Genomic DNA, 16603 nt, shown 5'->3' with positions numbered 1-16603 from the left:
GACCTCGAACGATAATCTGATTTGCTCCATGCCGTAGACGTCGCTTTCCAGTTGATCTCATTGTCCAGAACTCAGACGCAGCCGGTTCGGTCATACCGTTCATCGGTTGCGTCCCAGGAGGCACGTTTTATAGACGCCACCTCGGGATAAATGCCCACGCAAACGAGGAACATGCTGGCGTACATCCGGTCCAATCAGCAGTTTTGCCGCCCCGCCGTTACCGGGCGGCTTTCATGGCACAAGAGGATGTCTGGATGAACGTTTCACGCTGTTTTGCACTGGCATCGCTCATGGCTGTCGCTTCGTTGACGACGCTGGCCGCCAGCCCGGCCTTTGCACAGTTAAGCCTCAGCGATGCGGTCAAGGCGGTGTCATCGATGCAGGACGACGAGGATGTCGAGGGTGTCGAGGCCGATGATGTCGATGGCATCGTGGCGGCGGCGCCCAAGGCCGCCGGTTTGCTCAATACCCTGGGCTCGCAGCTCGACATCACCCCGGAGCAGGCCATCGGCGGCGCCGGTGCGATGCTGGGCCTGGCGAGGAATCAGCTCAGCGGCCAGGACTTCTCCGAACTGAGCAAAACCGTGCCGGGCCTCGCTCAGATCGCCGGCAACAGCGCGATCAGTAGCCTGACTGGCTTGGGTGGGTTGCTCGGCACGGGCTCGGACAAAAATGCGTTGCTCGATGGCTTGCTGGGTAACGTCAAGGACACCAAGGACCTGAACAACGCCTTCAGCGCCCTGGGCATGGACACCGGGATGGTCGGCGTGTTTGCCCCGGTGATCCTGCAATACCTCGGTCAGCAAGGCGTTGCCGGTTCGCTGTTGCAAAACCTCGGCGGGATCTGGGGCACCGGCGCCGGTAGCTAAGTCAGCCCTCGGCGCGTAGTGCCTGGATGCGCCGGTCCTTCACGATCCAGAGCTGGTTGACCCAGTTCTGGATTGTTTCGCGAAACTCCGGATCGTTTTCGTAATCGCCTTGCCACAGTGCCGGGTCCAGTTCGCGGGTGTGGATGTCGATGATCACTTTGGGCACGTTGCCACTAAGCAAATCCCAGAACCCCGGAATCTTCTGCTGCGGATACACCACCGTCACATCGAGAATGGCGTCCAACTGTTCGCCCATCGCCGCCAGCACGAACGCCACGCCGCCCGCCTTGGGCTTGAGCAGGTGGGTGAACGGTGACTGTTGTTGGGCGCTTTTCGCCGCGGTGTAGCGGGTGCCTTCCAGGTAGTTGACCACGGTCACCGGCTGGCGCTTGTACAACTCGCAAGCTTGTTTGGTGATCTCCAGGTCCTTGCCGGCCAGCTCTGGGTGCTTCTCCAGGAACGCCTTGCTGTAGCGCTTCATGAACGGATAGTCCAACGCCCACCAGGCGAGGCCCAGGAATGGCACCCAGATCAGTTCTTTCTTGAGGAAGAACTTGAAGAACGGCGTGCGCCGGTTCAGTGCCTGGATCAGCGCCGGGATATCGACCCAGGACTGATGGTTACCGATCACCAGATACGAGGTGTCGCCGCGCAGCTCATCGCCGCCGCGAATGTCCCATTGGGTGGGAATGCACAGGCGGAAGATCAGCTTGTCGATCTCGGCCCAGGTTTCGGCAATCCACATCACCGCCCACGAGGCGTAATCGCGAAAGCGCCCGGGCAGGAGCAGTTTGAGCAGCGCGAACACCATCAAAGGCCCGAACAGGACCAGCGTGTTGAGCAATAGCAGCAGGGTAACGAAACAGCCGGTGAGCAGGCGGCGCATAGATAACTCTTGAAAGCGTGTGGGCGCGCCATGATAAGCAGCTTCGGTTGGCAGGCCAAATCGGTGGTGACGAATGTTTCACCTTGGTAGCGGTATGCTCTCAGCGTATCGCTGTTGCCTTTGTGGCGAGGGAGCTTGCTCCCGCTGGGTTGCGCAGCGGCCCTAAAACCAGGCGCCGCGATTTTCAGGTATACCGCAGGCAACGGTTTTGCGAGCGCCGCGCCCCCGAACGGGAGCAAGCTACCTCGCCACAAAAGTGGGAAGTGGTCCAACTATCGTTGTTTTTTGCGGTCTAGAATTCGGCCAATGCGTCCACATCCCTCAAGGAAGCCCCTTACGTGAAATCTCTCCTTGCACTGCTTGCCCTCGTGACCCTGCCGGTCCTGGCCGCCGAGCCGACCCTGTACGGGCGTTACGAATACATCGCGCTGCCGGAAATCGGCGGTGAAGTCCTCAAGGCCAAAATGGACACCGGCGCCCTGACCGCGTCGCTGTCGGCCAAAGACATCGAAACCTTCACCCGCGACGGCGACGAGTGGGTACGTTTCCGTCTCGCCACCAAAGGCGCGAGCAACAAGGTCTACGAACACAAGGTCGCGCGGATCAGCAAGATCAAGAACCGTGCCGATGAAGAAGATGAAGATAAGGCCGTGAGCGAAGTGACCAAGCGTCCGGTGGTCGATCTGGAACTGTGCCTGGGCAACGTCAAGCGCACCGTCGAGGTCAACCTCACCGACCGCAGCAGCTTCAACTATCCACTGCTGATCGGCGCCAAAGCCCTGCGCGAATTCGGCGCAGCAGTGAACCCGGCGCGTCGCTTTACAGCCGACAAACCCGACTGCTGATTGACGGCGAATCAGCCTTGGGGCACCGTTCGCCCACTTAACCAGTGGGCTCGGACGCCATGCCTCATATCCTGATTGTCGAAGACGAAGCGGCGATTGCCGACACCCTGATTTTCGCCTTGCAGGGCGAGGGCTTTACCACCACCTGGTTGAGCCTTGGCGCGGCGGCGCTCGAACATCAGCGCGCCACGCCGGCCGACCTGATCATTCTCGATATCGGCCTGCCGGATATCAGCGGCTTCGAGACCTGCAAGCAATTGCGGCGTTTCAGCGAAGTGCCGGTGATGTTCCTCAGTGCCCGTGACGCCGAGATCGACCGCGTGGTGGGCCTGGAAATCGGCGCCGACGACTACGTGGTCAAGCCGTTCAGCCCTCGGGAAGTGGCGGCGCGGGTCCGGGCGATTCTCAAGCGCATGGCGCCACGACCGGTGGCGGAGGTGGCTTCAGCGCTGTTTCGCATCGACGGCGATCGGGTGCAGATCAGCTATCGCAACCAGCCGCTGAGCCTGACTCGCCATGAGTTTCGTTTGCTGCAATGCCTGCTGGAACAACCGGAGCGAGTCTTCAGCCGCGAGCAATTGCTCGATGCGCTGGGGGTGGCCGCCGATGCCGGTTACGAGCGCAGCATCGACAGTCACATCAAGAGCGTGCGCGCCAAATTGCGCCTGGTGAAGGCCGACGCCGAGCCGATCCAGACTCATCGCGGCCTCGGCTACAGCTACAGCCCGGGGCACAGCTGATGTCACTGGGGATCCGGATTTTTCTGGTTTACGTGCTGTTCATCGGCCTGACCGGTTACTTCGTGCTCAACACCGTGATGGAAGAAATCCGCCCCGGTGTGCGCCAGTCCACCGAAGAAACCCTGGTGGACACCGCCAACCTGATGGCCGAGATCCTGCGCGACGACTTCAAGGCCGGCACCCTCAGCCAGAACCGCTGGCCCGAATTGCTCAAGGCTTATGGCGAGCGGCAACCGAAGGCGAAAATCTGGGGCCTGTCGAAGAATCAGGTCAATCACCGCATTTACGTCACCGATGCCAAAGGCATCGTGGTGCTGGATTCCAGCGGGATTGCGGTGGGCCAGGACTACTCGCGCTGGAATGACGTCTACCTGACCCTGCGTGGCGAGTACGGTGCGCGTTCGACGCGCAGCAACCCCGATGACTCGAACTCGTCGGTGATGCACGTCGGGGCACCGATTCGCGACAACGGCCAGATCATCGGCGTGGTGACCGTGGCCAAACCCAACAGCTCACTGCAGCCTTACGTCGATCGCACCGAACGGCGATTGCTGACGTATGGCGCTGGATTGATTGGCCTCGGTTTGTTGTTCGGTGCGCTGTTGTCCTGGTGGCTGAGCGCGGCGCTGCGGCGGTTGACGGCTTATGCCCAGGCCGTCAGCGAAGGTCGACGGGTCGAGGTGCCGCATTACCGCGGCGGCGAGCTGGAGCAACTAGCCACGGCACTGGAGCACATGCGCACTCAGCTCGAAGGCAAAGCCTACGTCGAACGTTATGTACACACCCTGACCCATGAATTGAAAAGCCCGCTGGCGGCGATTCGTGGCGCAGCGGAGCTGCTGCAAGGCGAAATGCCGCCGGCACAGCAGCAGCGTTTCGTCAGCAACATCGACAGCGAAAGCGCGCGCATGCAGCAGTTGATCGAGCGACTGTTGAACCTGGCGCAGGTTGAGCAACGCCAAGGGTTGGAGGAGCGGGTGGTGGTGCCGTTGGCGGGCTTGGTGGAAGAACTGTTGAACGCGCAGGCTGCACGAATCGAAGGCAAGCAATTGCGTGTGGAACGGCAAATTGCGGCGGATCTGAATCTGCTTGGCGAGCCGTTCCTATTGCGCCAGGCGCTGGGCAATCTGCTGGAGAATGCCTTGGACTTCACCCCAGCGCACGGCGTGCTGCGATTGTGTGCCGAGCGAGTCGGTGAGCAGATCGAGTTCAGGCTGTTCAACCAGGCCGAAGCGATTCCCGACTATGCGTTGCCACGCTTGAGCGAGCGCTTCTACTCACTGCCGCGTCCGGACAGTGGACGCAAGAGCACCGGTTTGGGGCTCAATTTCGTTGAGGAAGTGGTCAAGTTGCATGGTGGTGTGATGAGTATCGGCAACGTCGACGGCGGTGTTCAAGTGCGTTTGCGGTTGCCTTCAAGCCGCTGAAGATCGCAGCCTTCGGCAGCTCCTGCGCCGAGCGCAAATTCCACACACTCTCCACATTCCTCCCACAAAACCCCCACATACCCAATCCAGACTTTCCCCATCCAAACAGGGAGAGTCCCATGAACCGAAGCCTGACCCTAAAACTCGGGGCAATTGCCCTGCTGATTCTGTTGCTGCTGATCCCGCTACTGATGATCAACGGCGTGATCCAGGAGCGCCAGCAACTGCGTGACGGTGTACTCGAAGACATCGCCCGCAGTTCCAGTTACAGCCAGCAATTGAGCGGCCCGCTGATGGTGGTGCCCTATCGCAAAACAGTGCGCACCTGGAAAACCAACGAAAAAACCAACCAGCGTTATCAGGATGTCGGCGAGGAGCGTGGACGTTTGTATTTCTTGCCGGAGCGTTTCGAACTCGACGGCCAGGTCCAGACAGAGCTGCGCTCCCGGGGCATCTACGAGGCGCGACTGTTCCATGCCGATAACCGCATCAGCGGGCATTTTTCGGTTCCGGCACAACTGGGCATTAAGGAAGACTTCGCCGATTACCGCTTCGATCAGCCGTTCCTGGCTGTTGGCATCAGCGACATCCGCGGCATCGAAAATGCGCTGAAACTCGAACTCAATGGCCAGAAGCTGGATTTTGTACCGGGTAGCCAGGTGGGCTGGCTGGGCGAGGGTGTGCATGTGACGTTGCCGGCGCTTGACACCCAACAGGCCACGGAGTTGGCCTTCGGTTTCGACTTGCGTCTGCAAGGCACCGGCCAGTTACAGGTTCTGCCGGTGGGCAAGACCAGCAAGGTTTCACTGGCGGCCAATTGGCCTCACCCCAGCTTCATCGGCAATTACCTGCCTGCCCAGCGGGAAATCACCGATCAGGGCTTTACCGCCAACTGGCAGACCTCGTTTTTCTCCACCAACCTGCAAGAAGCGTTGAACAGTTGCGTGTCGGGCGGTCATTGCGAGGCGTTCAGCGGTCGTAGTTTCGGCGTGAGTTTCATCGACCCGGTGGACCAGTACCTGAAAAGCGACCGGGCAATCAAATATGCATTGCTGTTTATCGTCCTGACCTTCGCCGGTTTCTTCCTGTTCGAAGTGTTGAAAAGCCTGGCGGTGCACCCGGTGCAGTACGCCTTGGTGGGTGTAGCGCTGGCGTTCTTCTACCTGTTGCTGTTGTCGCTGTCCGAACACATCGGCTTTGCCCTGGCGTATCTGCTGTCGGCGAGTAGCTGTGTGGCGTTGATCGGTTTTTATGTCTGCCATGTGCTGCGCAGCGTGCGTCACGGTTTGAGCTTTTCGGCGGGGTTGGCGGCGTTATACGGGCTGCTTTACGGCTTGTTGAGCGCCGAGGATTACGCGCTGTTGATGGGCTCGCTGCTGTTGTTCGGGCTACTGGGTGTGTTCATGGTGCTGACCCGCAAGCTGGACTGGTACGGGATCGGGCAGAAAACCACGAAGCCCTTGGACTTTGATATAGGTGCCGTGGAATGAGCCGGTGGTTGGGGTTGCGCGAGGATCAGCGTGTGGGTGAGGTGTTGGCGACGCGGATTTGCCAGTTATTTCCGTCAGATCCGGTGTGGTGCCATCGCGAGCAGGCTCGCTCCCACATTGGAACTCAGTTGCGCACCGATGGTGTGAACAACACAAATCCCCTGTGGGAGCGAGCCGGCTTGCGATGAGGCCGGTACAGCCAGCGAAGATTTAAGCCTTGGGCATCGTCGCGATCATCGAAGGCCGCTGACTCACTTCGAAATACCACTCGGCCAACTTTGGATTTTCCTTGCGCCATTCCAGATCCGGATGGCGCAAATCCAGATAACCCAAGGCACAGGCCACACTGATCGCTGCCACATCGAAATGGCTGGTCAGCTCGGCAATCGCATCGGCCTCCAACAGCGCCAGGGCGCGACGAATCTTGTCGCGTTGACCGTCGAGCCATGCGTCCCAATGTTTCTCCGGTGAGCGCAGGGCCACTTCATAGCGAATCATCACGGCGGCATCCATGATCCCGTCTGCCAGAGAAGCCAGGGTCAAGCGCCGCCAGCGCGCCGAGCCTTCACGAGGAATCAGCGGATTGCCGACGTGCTGGTGATCGAGGTAATCGAGGATCACCCGGCTGTCGTACAACACATTGCCGTCGGCCAGGCGCAGCGCCGGAATCTTGCCCAGCGGGTTGTCTTTGTTGAGAGCCTGATCCGGGCTGACCGGCGTGAGCTGGCAGGCTTGCAGCGCCACGCGGTTCGTTTGGCCGGTCTCGTGCAACAGCACCATGACTTTGCGAACAAAGGGCGAGGCGGGGTTGTGGAACAGGGTCATGCTGGGGGCGGACATGGCGGCATCTCGATCATGGGCAGTGTCGGGAGCATAGCGCTTTGGTGTTTGAGTGTGGGAGCGAGCTTGTGGCGAGGGGGCTTGCCCCCGTTCGGCTGCGCAGCAGTCGTAAAACCGCCGAATGCGGTTTATATGGCGAAATGCAGGGGGCCGCTTCACGACCCAACGGGGCGGTGCGGCGGTCCGACAAGCCCCCTCGCCACAGGTCAGAAAGAAGGCGCTTGCCGCCGCCGCTTCCACTGACTCAGCCGCTGCTGCAGGTTCAACGGGCTATGAATCTGTTGCTGCCGCGCGCGGCTGAACAAAATCAGCATCAGCTCCGCCGTCGCCAAGGCATCGGCGCTGGCGTTATGCCGTTCGAAGACCTCCAGTTTGAACCAGTCGATCCACTCATCCAGCCCGGCCTCGCGAAAGTGTGCCTGGGGACAAAGCAGCGGGGCGATGTCTGCCACGTCCAGAAACGGATGCTGCAGCTTGTAACCCAGATGTTCTTTCAGTGCGCGCCCGAGCATGTGCTGATCGAACGGCGCATGAAACGCCAACACCGGGCTGTCGCCGACAAATTCCATGAGTTCGAGCAGGGCCTGCGCGGGGTCGCTGCCGGCGGCAATGGCGCTCGGACCCAGCCCATGAATCAACACGCTGGGGCCGAGTTTGAGTTCGGTGCATTGCAGCGTGCGCTCGAACTGCTGGCTGAAGTCGATCGCGCCGTCCTCGATCACCACGGCCCCGATGGACAACAGCCGATCCTTGTTCAGATTCAGCCCGGTGGTTTCCAGGTCGAGCACCACCCAGCGTTGCTCGCGCAGGCTGCAGTCGCTCAGTTGGGCCACGGCCGGCAAGCGATCCAGACGGTGTTGCAGTTCGCCGGGCAAAACGGGACTGGCCGGGCGCAGCCATGAAAACAGGCTCATAACTGATACCGCAGGGTCAGGCTGCTTTGCAGGCGTTGGGCCTGGCGCAGGGATTCACGCAGGATGCGTCGGTCCAGATGATTGAGGCTGTCGGGATCGACCCGGTTGGAGTAGGGCAAGTTCTCCCGGGTCTGTAGCTGATGTTGCTGCATGCGGGTTTGCTGGATGAAGTGATACGCCTCTTCATAGGCCGCGCCGTCCAGCTGTTCGATGACCTCTTTTTTCACCAGTTGGCGAAAGCGCTCCAGGGTATTGTTGGCGTCGATGCCGTGGGCCAGGGCCAGCACTCGTGCGCCGTCGACGAATGGAGTCAGGCCCTGGAGTTTCAGGTCGAGGGTGGCTTTCTCGCCATTCTTGCGCGCCAGGACGAATTCGCGGAAACGTCCTACGGGCGGACGGTTGCGCAGGGCGTTCTCGGCCATCATGCGCTGGAACAACCGGTTGTCGCCGACCTGATCGAGAATGCCCCGGCGCAGTTGCTCACAGCCTCGCTCATCGCCCCAGACCACGCGCAGATCGAAATAGATACTCGACCCCAGCAGGTTTTCCGGCGTTGCCTCGCGGATAAACGCTGCAAAGCGTCGTGCCCACTCGATCCGGGACAAACACAGCTCGGGGTTGCCGGCCATGATGTTGCCTTTGCACAAGGTAAAGCCGCACAGCGCCAGGCTCTGATTGACCTGCTGGGCGATGGGCAACAACTTGCCGCGAATTTCGGCGGCGTGGGCCGCATCGCGAGCTTCGAACAGAATGCCGTTGTCCTGATCGGTGTGCAGCGTCTGCTCGCGGCGGCCTTCGCTGCCGAAGCAAAGCCAACTGAACGGCACACCGGGATCACCTTTCTCCGCGATGGCCAGTTCGATCACCCGGCAGACGGTGTGGTCGTTGAGCAGGGTGATGATATGGGTGATCTGCGTCGAGGACGCGCCGTGGGCTAGCATCCGCTCGACCAATTGGCCGATTTCGCCGCGGATCGCCACCAGGTTTTCCACCCGCTGGGCGCTGCGAATGGTCCGCGCCAGGTGCACCAGATCGACCCTTTGCAGGGAAAACAGGTCACGCTCCGAAACCACGCCACACAGGCGCTGGTCCTTGACCAGGCAGACGTGGGCGATGTGTCGCTCGGTCATGGCGATCGCTGCGTCGAAGGCACTGTGGTCCGGCGACAGGAAAAACGGCGCCCGGGTCATGTGCCGCTCGATGGATTCATTGAAATCGCTGGTGCCGTTGGCCACCACATGCCGCAAATCGCGCAGGGTGAAAATGCCCAGCGGCGCCTTTTGTTCATCGACCACCACAATGCTGCCGACTTGCTGATCGTGCATCAGCGTCACCGCTTCACGCAGGGGTGTGATCGGGCTGCAGGTAACCGGGTGACGCATGGCCAATTCGCCCAGCCGGGTATTGAGCGAGTATTGGGTGCCGAGGGTTTCCACGGCTTTTTGCTGGACTTGCTGATTGACCTGGTCCAGCAAGCTGCTGACACCCCGTAGGGCAAAGTCGCGGAACGGATTGGACAGTGCGAACAGTTTGATGAACGCGAGCTTGTTCAGCTGTAGGCAAAAGGTATCTTCGGCCGCCAGATGTTCGGTGCGGGTTGCACGTTCGCCCAGCAGCGCGGCAAGGGGGAAACACTCGCCGGTGGTGATTTCGAAAGTGGTTTCGGTGCCACCCTTGGCCGTGTGCGGGCGTTCCCCCACGACCCGGCCTTGTTTGACGATGTAGAAATGCTCAATCGGGCCATCGGCGGGTTTGATGATGCTCTCGCCGGGGGCATAAAAACGCAGCTGGCATTGCTCCACCAGATAGGCCAGATGAGCGTTTTCCATCTGATTGAAGGGTGGGAAGCGCTGCAGGAATTGCAAAGTGCCCTGGATGTTCTGCAACACCGCGGTTTTCCCTGCCTGGGTGAAGGCGTCCGCTTTACTCATAACCATTACCGCAGTCTTTTTCTGATTGTTGTGTCGGATCGTTGTTTCAGATCGTTCCAGGCATGGTCGACCCCTGCGGGCAGGGTGCCCATTGGACGTAAGTCTAGGTAGGCAGTGCAGCGGCCGGAATATGGGAAATGTCTGACACAACGGTGGGAAAAACCTCCTACATTGTCTATTGGAAAAGATTCCGACGAAGTGCACATTGAAGTCTGCTGAGCGATGTCTGACACCCTGTGTCAGGGATCGCATTGAAAACGTTGAGAACGCCATGTCCGACCACGATATTTTGAGTGATGCCGAGCGCGAAGCGCTCAGCGCCGTCATGCTGGAACCAGACTTGCCGCCGCAGCGGGTGCTGATCGTCGATGACGATAAGGATGCCCGCGAATTGCTGTCGGAAATTCTGGGGCTCGATGGCATTCACTGCATGACGGCGGCCAGTGGCGAGATGGCGCTCAAAATGCTGGAAGAGAAGCCATCGATCGGTCTGGTGATTACCGACCTGCGGATGGGCCACGTCGACGGCCTGGAACTGATCCGCCTGGTGCGGGAGTCGCCACGCGCGGCATTGCCGATCATCATCGTTTCCGGCGATGCCGATGTGAAGGATGCGATCGAAGCGATGCACTTGCACGTCGTGGACTTTCTGCTCAAGCCCATTGATAGCGAAAAATTGCTTGAACTGGTCAAGCATGAGCTGGGGATGGATGTGTAGCGCGGACTTCCAGGTTGGCAGCTTTTGTGGCGAGGGGGCTTGCTCCCGTTGGGTTGCGAAGCAGCCCCAAAAACTGCGATCCCAATGTCCCTGATACACCGCATACGCCGGATTTACGACTGCTGCGCAGTCGAGCGGGAGCAAGCTCCCTCGCCACAGGGGACCGCAGCGTGTCTAGTCCTGAAACAGGTGTGAACCTATTTCAGGAAGAAACAGCGTAAATGAAAAAGCCCTGATCTCTCGATCAGGGCTTTTTCACGTCCGGCGTCAGCGTTTACTCAAAGGCCGTTGGCAGCCTTGAACTCACGACGACGACGGTGCAGAACCGGCTCGGTGTAGCCGTTCGGCTGTTTAGTGCCTTCGACCACCAACTCGACCGCCGCCTGGAAGGCGATGTTGCTGTCGAAGTTCGGTGCCAGCGGGCGGTACAACGGGTCGTTGGCGTTCTGACGGTCAACCACCGGCGCCATGCGCTTGAGGCTTTCCATCACTTGCGCTTCGGTAACGATGCCGTGGCGCAGCCAGTTGGCGATGTGCTGGCTGGAAATACGCAGCGTCGCACGGTCTTCCATCAGGCCGACGTCGTTGATGTCCGGCACTTTCGAGCAACCTACGCCCTGGTCGATCCAGCGCACCACGTAACCGAGAATGCCCTGGGCGTTGTTGTCCAGTTCGTTCTTGATCTGTTCCGCAGTCCAGCTCGGATTTACAGCCAGCGGGATAGTCAGGATGTCGTCCACCGAAGCACGTGCACGTTTGGCCAGCTCGGCCTGACGGGCGAACACGTCGACCTTGTGGTAGTGCAACGCGTGCAGCGCAGCAGCGGTCGGCGATGGAACCCAGGCGGTGTTGGCACCGGCCAATGGGTGAGCGATTTTCTGTTCCAGCATGGCGGCCATCAGGTCGGGCATGGCCCACATGCCTTTACCGATCTGGGCACGACCTTGCAGGCCGGTGCTCAAACCGATGTCGACGTTCCAGTTCTCGTAGGCACTGATCCACTTCTCGGCCTTCATGTCGGCCTTGCGCACCATCGGGCCGGCTTCCATGGAGGTGTGGATTTCATCGCCCGTGCGGTCGAGGAAACCGGTGTTGATGAACACTACGCGCTCGCTGGCAGCCTTGATGCAGGCCTTGAGGTTGACCGTAGTACGGCGCTCCTCGTCCATGATCCCGACTTTCAGCGTATTGCGCGGCAGGCCGAGGACGTCTTCGATGCGACCGAACAGCTCGTTGGTAAACGCGGCTTCTTCCGGGCCGTGCATCTTCGGCTTCACGATGTAGACCGAACCGGTACGGCTGTTCTTGCGCGAGCTGTTGCCGTTGAGGCTATGGATCGCCGCGAGGCAAGTCACCAGACCGTCGAGAATGCCTTCTGGCACTTCGTTGCCGTCTTTGTCGAGGATCGCGTCAATGGTCATCAGGTGACCGACGTTGCGCACGAACAACAGCGAGCGACCGTGCAGGCTCAGTTCGCTGCCATCGAGAGCGGTGTAGGTGCGGTCGGCGTTCATGGTGCGGGTAAAGGTCTGACCGCCCTTGGAGACTTCTTCCGACAGATCGCCCTTCATCAGGCCGAGCCAGTTGCGGTAGATCACCACTTTGTCATCGGCATCGACGGCGGCGACCGAGTCTTCGCAGTCCATGATGGTGGTCAGCGCGGCTTCCATCAGGATGTCTTTGACACCGGCCGCGTCGGTCTGGCCGACCGGGGTGCTGGCGTCGATCTGGATTTCGAAGTGCAGGCCGTTGTTCTTCAGCAGGATCGCGGTCGGAGCCGCTGCATCGCCGTGGAAACCGATCAGTTGAGCATCGTTGCGCAAGCCGGAGTTGCTACCACCCTTGAGGGCGACAACCAGTTTGCCGTCAACGATCTTGTAGCCGGTGGAATCGACGTGGGAGCCGGCAGCCAATGGCGCGGCTTCGTCGAGGAAAGCGCGGGCGAAGGCAATAACCTTGTCGCCACGTACCTTGTTGTAGCCTTTGCCCTTTTCCGCGCCATCCGCTTCGCTGATGGCGTCGGTGCCGTAGAGCGCGTCATATAGCGAACCCCAGCGGGCGTTCGAGGCGTTGAGCGCGAAGCGCGCGTTCATCACCGGCACCACCAACTGTGGGCCGGCCATGCGGGCGATTTCGTCATCGACGTTTTGTGTCGTTGCCTGGAAATCGGCCGCTTCTGGCAGCAGATAACCGATGTCTTGCAGGAAGGCTTTGTAGGCCACCGCATCGTGCGCAACGCCTGCACGAGCCTGGTGCCAGGCATCAATGCGAGCCTGGAAATCATCGCGTTTGGCGAGTAGGGCTTTGTTCTTCGGTGCCAGGTCATGGATGACCTTGTCGGCACCGGCCCAGAACGTGTCGGCGGTGAGGCCGGTACCGGGAATGGCTTCGTTGTTCACGAAGTCGAACAGGACTTTGGCGACCTGCAGGCCACCGACTTGAACGTGTTCAGTCATTGCTTGCCTCACTCTGCTCAGCTATTTCGCTTTTCAGCTCTTCAATTTAACAATGAAGCCTCTGGCCATTTAAACCACAAACCCTTCTACCAGTACATGCCATTGCTGGCGGCTGGGTTCGTTCCGATCAACGGCATTGCGGCCTTGCTGACGGGGCTTTCAGGGTTGCGAGTGTGCCTGCGGCAGGCATCGATCCAACGTTATGTAGTGCGCGCTGCGGCATACTACATGATGAATTGCGGTTGTGAAAATTAGACTAATTACGTCGTTCTGCGACCCTGTGACGCATTGCAGTCATGTCGGGGAATGGGATGTTCTCAAAAAACTATTGGATTGTTCCAGTTAAATATAAAAACTTGTACACATAATATTTGATGCCCTGCTATGGAGATGGGGCTTTTGTGGCGAGGGGGCTTGCCCCCGTTCGGCTGCGAAGCAGTCGTAGATCGCCTGATGCGAACACGCTGGAGAAACTCAAGGGGCCGCTTTGCGACCCAACGGGGGCAAGCCCCCTCGCCACATCCAGCCCCTTGCCTATACTTGCCTTTCCATAACAAAAGTCATGACAAGAGGGCTGCGCCATGGACCATCTCGTACTCACGGTATTCGCCCCGGACAAGCCTGGGCAGGTCGAGCGCATTGCCCAATGCATTGCCGAGCATGGCGGCAACTGGCTGGAGAGCCGCATGTCGCGCATGGCCGGGCAGTTCGCCGGGATTCTTCGGGTGGGCGTACCGGCCGAAGCCTACGATGAACTGGTAGACGCCCTACAGGGACTGTCGACCCAGGGCATCCGCGTGATGATCGCCGAAAGCAGCATCGAACAATCCTGCACCTGGAAGCCGATTGCCATGGAACTGGTGGGCAATGATCGTCCGGGCATTGTGCGGGACATTACGCGTCTGCTGAGTGAGCAAGGGGTGAGCCTGGAGCGGCTGGTGACCGAAGTGCGTCCGGCGCCGATGAGCAGCGAGCCGTTGTTCCATGCCGAAGCAATCCTCGCGGTGCCCCTGACTTTGTCGCTGGAGGTGCTGCAATCGCGCCTGGAAACCCTGGCGGACGACCTGATGGTCGAATTGGTGCTGCGCAGCGAGCCTTGAACAGGTTATCCAAGTTATACGTGCACCTGCCTGTGGATAACCTGTAGAGACACCCCGCCAGCCCACGCCGGCCGGGGCTCTTCAGGATCTGATCAAAAAACCAGCAGTTTCAGTGACTTGCGCACAAACGCCGGGGATCACGTTGTGGATAACCTTGGGAAGGATGGATGCAGGCCACGGGAGACGTGGCCTGTAGAGATTTGTACGTTTTCTGATCAGCTGCGGCGGCGCAGACTTATCCACGCGTCGACGCTGTAAACCGCCAGACCTGCCCAGATGAAGATAAACGCCACCAGCGTGCTGGATGACAAGTGTTCGCCAAACAGCAGGACGGCTTGCAACAGCACCAGCGTCGGCGCCAGGTACTGGAGAAATCCGAGGGTGGTGTAGGGCAAGTGCCGTGCGGCGGCGTTGAAACACACCAGCGGCACCAACGTCACCGGACCGGCGGCTACCAGCCACCAGGCTTCGGAGCTGGTCCAGAATGCGGCTTGCGCGCTGGTCGCCGTCGGGTTGAACAGCAGCCAGGCGACAGCAATCGGCACCAGCATCCAGGTTTCCACCACCAGCCCCGGCAGCGCCTTGACCGGCGCCTGTTTGCGGATCAGGCCGTAGAAGCCGAAGGTCAATGCCAGCACCAGCGACACCCACGGCAGACTGCCGACTTGCCACACTTGCTGCGCGACACCGACCGCCGCCAGCCCCACCGCAATCCACTGCATGCGCCTTAGCCGTTCGCCGAGGATCAGCATCCCCAGCAGCACGTTTACCAACGGGTTGATGTAGTAACCGAGGCTGGCCTCAAGCATGCGTCCGTTGTTCACCGACCAGACGTAAGTCAGCCAGTTGGCCGCGATCAGCGTGCCGCTCAGGGCCAGGATCGCCAGCCGCCGTGGATTCTCACGCAGCTCGCGCCACCAGCCGGGATGCTTCCAGACGAGCAGCAGCAAGGCGCCGAACAACGCAGACCAAAGCACTCGGTGGATGATGATCTCCACGGCGGGCACGCTGGCGATGGCTTTGAAGTAGAGCGGGAAAAGTCCCCAGATGATGTAGGCACTCAGGCCCAGGATGTACCCGCGACGCAGGTTGGCGGCTTGCATGAGAATCCTTGCTTAGGCAGCTAACTAAAGAGGGGATTGTATAGATGTGTGGCCTTTTTTGTAGGAGCGAGGCTTGCCCGCGAAGAACGATGACTCGGTATGTCAGGCAAACCGCATTATCGTTCTTCGCGGGCAAGTCGGATCGCCGCACCGCTCGCTCCTACAGGGACGCGGTGTTTAGAAGAGTTTCAATGGCTCTTCATTCAGTGCCGCCAATTGCTCACGCAACGCCAACACTTGATCGCCCCAATAGCGCTCGGTGCCGAACCACGGAAAGCTGCGAGGGAAGGCCGGGTCGTCCCAGCGACGGGCGAGCCAGGCGCTGTAGTGCATCAACCGCAAGGCGCGCAGCGGTTCGATCAGTGCCAGTTCCCGCGGGTCGAAGTCGTGGAATTCGCTGTAGCCGTCCATCAGTTCCGACAATTGCCCCAGACATTCCTGGCGGTCACCCGCCAGCATCATCCAGATATCCTGCACCGCCGGGCCCATGCGGCAGTCGTCGAGGTCGACGATGTGGAACATTTCATCGCGGCACATCATGTTGCCGGGGTGGCAATCGCCATGTATGCGGATGTTCTGGTGTGGCGTGGCCTGGTAGACCTCTTCCACGCGCTTGAGCAAGTCGCGGGCGACGGACTCGTAGGCCGGCAGCAGACTGCGCGGTACGAAATTGCCTTCGAGCAAGGTGGCCAATGAGTCGTGACCGAAGTTTTTCACCCCAAGCACTTCACGGTGTCCGAACGGTTTTGTAGCGCCGACCGCATGCAGACGACCCAGCAGTTGGCCCAGGCGATACAGCTGATCAAGGTTGCCCGGCTCCGGTGCGCGACCACCCCGGCGCGGGAACAGGGTGAAACGGAATCCGGCATGTTCGTGCAGGCTTTCATCGTTGTGGATCAGCGGCGGGACCACCGGTATATCGCACTCGGCGAGTTCGAAGGTGAATTGGTGTTCTTCGAGAATCGCTTCGTTGGTCCAGCGCAACGGACGGTAAAACTTGGCGATCAGCGGCTCGGAGTCTTCGATGCCGACCTGATAGACACGGTTCTCGTAGCTGTTGAGCGCCAGAATACGGGCGTCGCTGAGAAAGCCGATGCTTTCGACGGCATCGAGCACGAGGTCTGGGGTGAGGGTTTCAAACGGGTGGGCCATGCTGACTCCTGCGCGCGGCAGGCTGCCGCGTCCGGCCAAGCATGGTAGCGCAGACGGGGCCTCTTTAGGGGGTGGGCTTGAGGTAAGTGTGGTTTGGGCTGACGCTTTCGCGGGCAAGCCTTGCTCCTGCAG

Annotated in this window: 15 protein-coding genes; 8 read left to right on the top strand and 7 right to left on the bottom strand. The window is 60.1% G+C overall.

Features of this window, described 5'->3' with window-relative positions:
• The first annotated feature begins 254 nt into the window (after nucleotides 1-254).
• Nucleotides 255-869 carry a DUF2780 domain-containing protein gene (locus tag LOY28_RS27230; RefSeq protein WP_018928801.1) on the top strand — a complete coding sequence of 205 codons (615 nt, stop codon included), beginning with the start codon at nucleotides 255-257 and terminating at the stop codon, nucleotides 867-869.
• 1 nt (nucleotide 870) lies between these two features.
• Here LOY28_RS27230 and LOY28_RS27225 read toward each other — a convergent pair whose 3' ends face one another.
• A complete protein-coding gene (locus LOY28_RS27225) occupies nucleotides 871-1755 on the bottom strand; it encodes an acyltransferase (protein WP_018928802.1) in 885 nt (294 codons plus the stop codon).
• 338 nt (nucleotides 1756-2093) lie between these two features.
• Here LOY28_RS27225 and LOY28_RS27220 point away from each other — a divergent pair, with 338 nt between their 5' ends.
• The 4 genes from LOY28_RS27220 to creD all read left to right on the top strand — a co-directional run bounded on the left by LOY28_RS27220 (nucleotide 2094) and on the right by creD (nucleotide 6257).
• On the top strand, nucleotides 2094-2600 hold the full coding sequence (locus tag LOY28_RS27220; RefSeq protein ID WP_018928803.1) for an ATP-dependent zinc protease: 507 nt from the start codon (nucleotides 2094-2096) through the stop codon (nucleotides 2598-2600).
• A gap of 59 nt (nucleotides 2601-2659) precedes the next feature.
• Nucleotides 2660-3340 carry a two-component system response regulator CreB gene (gene creB, locus LOY28_RS27215; RefSeq protein ID WP_258612765.1) on the top strand — a complete coding sequence of 227 codons (681 nt, stop codon included), beginning with the start codon at nucleotides 2660-2662 and terminating at the stop codon, nucleotides 3338-3340.
• Entirely contained in the window at nucleotides 3340-4767 is a 1428-nt protein-coding gene (creC, locus tag LOY28_RS27210) for a two-component system sensor histidine kinase CreC (protein ID WP_018928805.1), read from the top strand. The genes creB and creC overlap by 1 nt, the downstream gene beginning before the upstream one ends.
• A gap of 119 nt (nucleotides 4768-4886) precedes the next feature.
• Nucleotides 4887-6257 (top strand): cell envelope integrity protein CreD, encoded by a 1371-nt coding sequence (gene creD, locus LOY28_RS27205; protein WP_258612764.1) that lies wholly within the window; start codon nucleotides 4887-4889, stop codon nucleotides 6255-6257.
• A gap of 210 nt (nucleotides 6258-6467) precedes the next feature.
• Here the strand turns inward: creD and LOY28_RS27200 are convergent, their stop codons facing one another.
• From LOY28_RS27200 to LOY28_RS27190, 3 genes are all read right to left on the bottom strand, one after another.
• Nucleotides 6468-7097 carry a glutathione S-transferase gene (locus LOY28_RS27200; RefSeq protein WP_018928807.1) on the bottom strand — a complete coding sequence of 210 codons (630 nt, stop codon included), beginning with the start codon at nucleotides 7095-7097 and terminating at the stop codon, nucleotides 6468-6470.
• A gap of 206 nt (nucleotides 7098-7303) precedes the next feature.
• Nucleotides 7304-8011 carry a PolC-type DNA polymerase III gene (locus tag LOY28_RS27195; RefSeq protein ID WP_258612763.1) on the bottom strand — a complete coding sequence of 236 codons (708 nt, stop codon included), beginning with the start codon at nucleotides 8009-8011 and terminating at the stop codon, nucleotides 7304-7306.
• Nucleotides 8008-9948, bottom strand: a complete 1941-nt coding sequence (locus tag LOY28_RS27190; protein ID WP_258612762.1) for a putative nucleotidyltransferase substrate binding domain-containing protein — start codon at nucleotides 9946-9948, stop codon at nucleotides 8008-8010. Before LOY28_RS27190 ends, LOY28_RS27195 begins: the two co-directional genes overlap by 4 nt.
• Before the next feature lie 265 nt (nucleotides 9949-10213).
• Here LOY28_RS27190 and LOY28_RS27185 point away from each other — a divergent pair, with 265 nt between their 5' ends.
• Nucleotides 10214-10660: a response regulator gene (locus LOY28_RS27185; RefSeq protein ID WP_258612761.1), complete on the top strand. Its 447-nt coding sequence runs from the start codon at nucleotides 10214-10216 to the stop codon at nucleotides 10658-10660.
• A gap of 278 nt (nucleotides 10661-10938) precedes the next feature.
• On the opposite strand, the gene LOY28_RS27180 is transcribed toward LOY28_RS27185, so the two are convergent.
• Nucleotides 10939-13116: a malate synthase G gene (locus LOY28_RS27180; RefSeq protein WP_018928811.1), complete on the bottom strand. Its 2178-nt coding sequence runs from the start codon at nucleotides 13114-13116 to the stop codon at nucleotides 10939-10941.
• Between LOY28_RS27180 and LOY28_RS27175 the strand changes: the two genes are divergently transcribed.
• Both LOY28_RS27175 and LOY28_RS27170 read left to right on the top strand, forming a co-directional pair.
• Nucleotides 13099-13371 carry a hypothetical protein gene (locus LOY28_RS27175; RefSeq protein WP_155944816.1) on the top strand — a complete coding sequence of 91 codons (273 nt, stop codon included), beginning with the start codon at nucleotides 13099-13101 and terminating at the stop codon, nucleotides 13369-13371. The two genes, LOY28_RS27180 and LOY28_RS27175, sit on opposite strands and share 18 nt — an antisense overlap.
• A gap of 326 nt (nucleotides 13372-13697) precedes the next feature.
• Nucleotides 13698-14216 carry a glycine cleavage system protein R gene (locus LOY28_RS27170; protein WP_007936467.1) on the top strand — a complete coding sequence of 173 codons (519 nt, stop codon included), beginning with the start codon at nucleotides 13698-13700 and terminating at the stop codon, nucleotides 14214-14216.
• A gap of 215 nt (nucleotides 14217-14431) precedes the next feature.
• On the opposite strand, the gene rarD is transcribed toward LOY28_RS27170, so the two are convergent.
• Nucleotides 14432-15319: an EamA family transporter RarD gene (gene rarD, locus LOY28_RS27165; protein WP_018928812.1), complete on the bottom strand. Its 888-nt coding sequence runs from the start codon at nucleotides 15317-15319 to the stop codon at nucleotides 14432-14434.
• A 177-nt stretch (nucleotides 15320-15496) separates the two neighbouring features.
• On the bottom strand, nucleotides 15497-16471 hold the full coding sequence (locus LOY28_RS27160; RefSeq protein ID WP_111452930.1) for a serine/threonine protein kinase: 975 nt from the start codon (nucleotides 16469-16471) through the stop codon (nucleotides 15497-15499).
• Nucleotides 16472-16603: the final 132 nt, after the last annotated feature.

Source organism: Pseudomonas sp. B21-017 (assembly GCF_024749245.1).
In the GTDB taxonomy this organism is placed as follows: Bacteria; Pseudomonadota; Gammaproteobacteria; order Pseudomonadales; family Pseudomonadaceae; genus Aquipseudomonas.
Note: the sequence above shows the minus strand (reverse complement) of the source record. Positions and strands in the feature narration are given on the sequence as shown.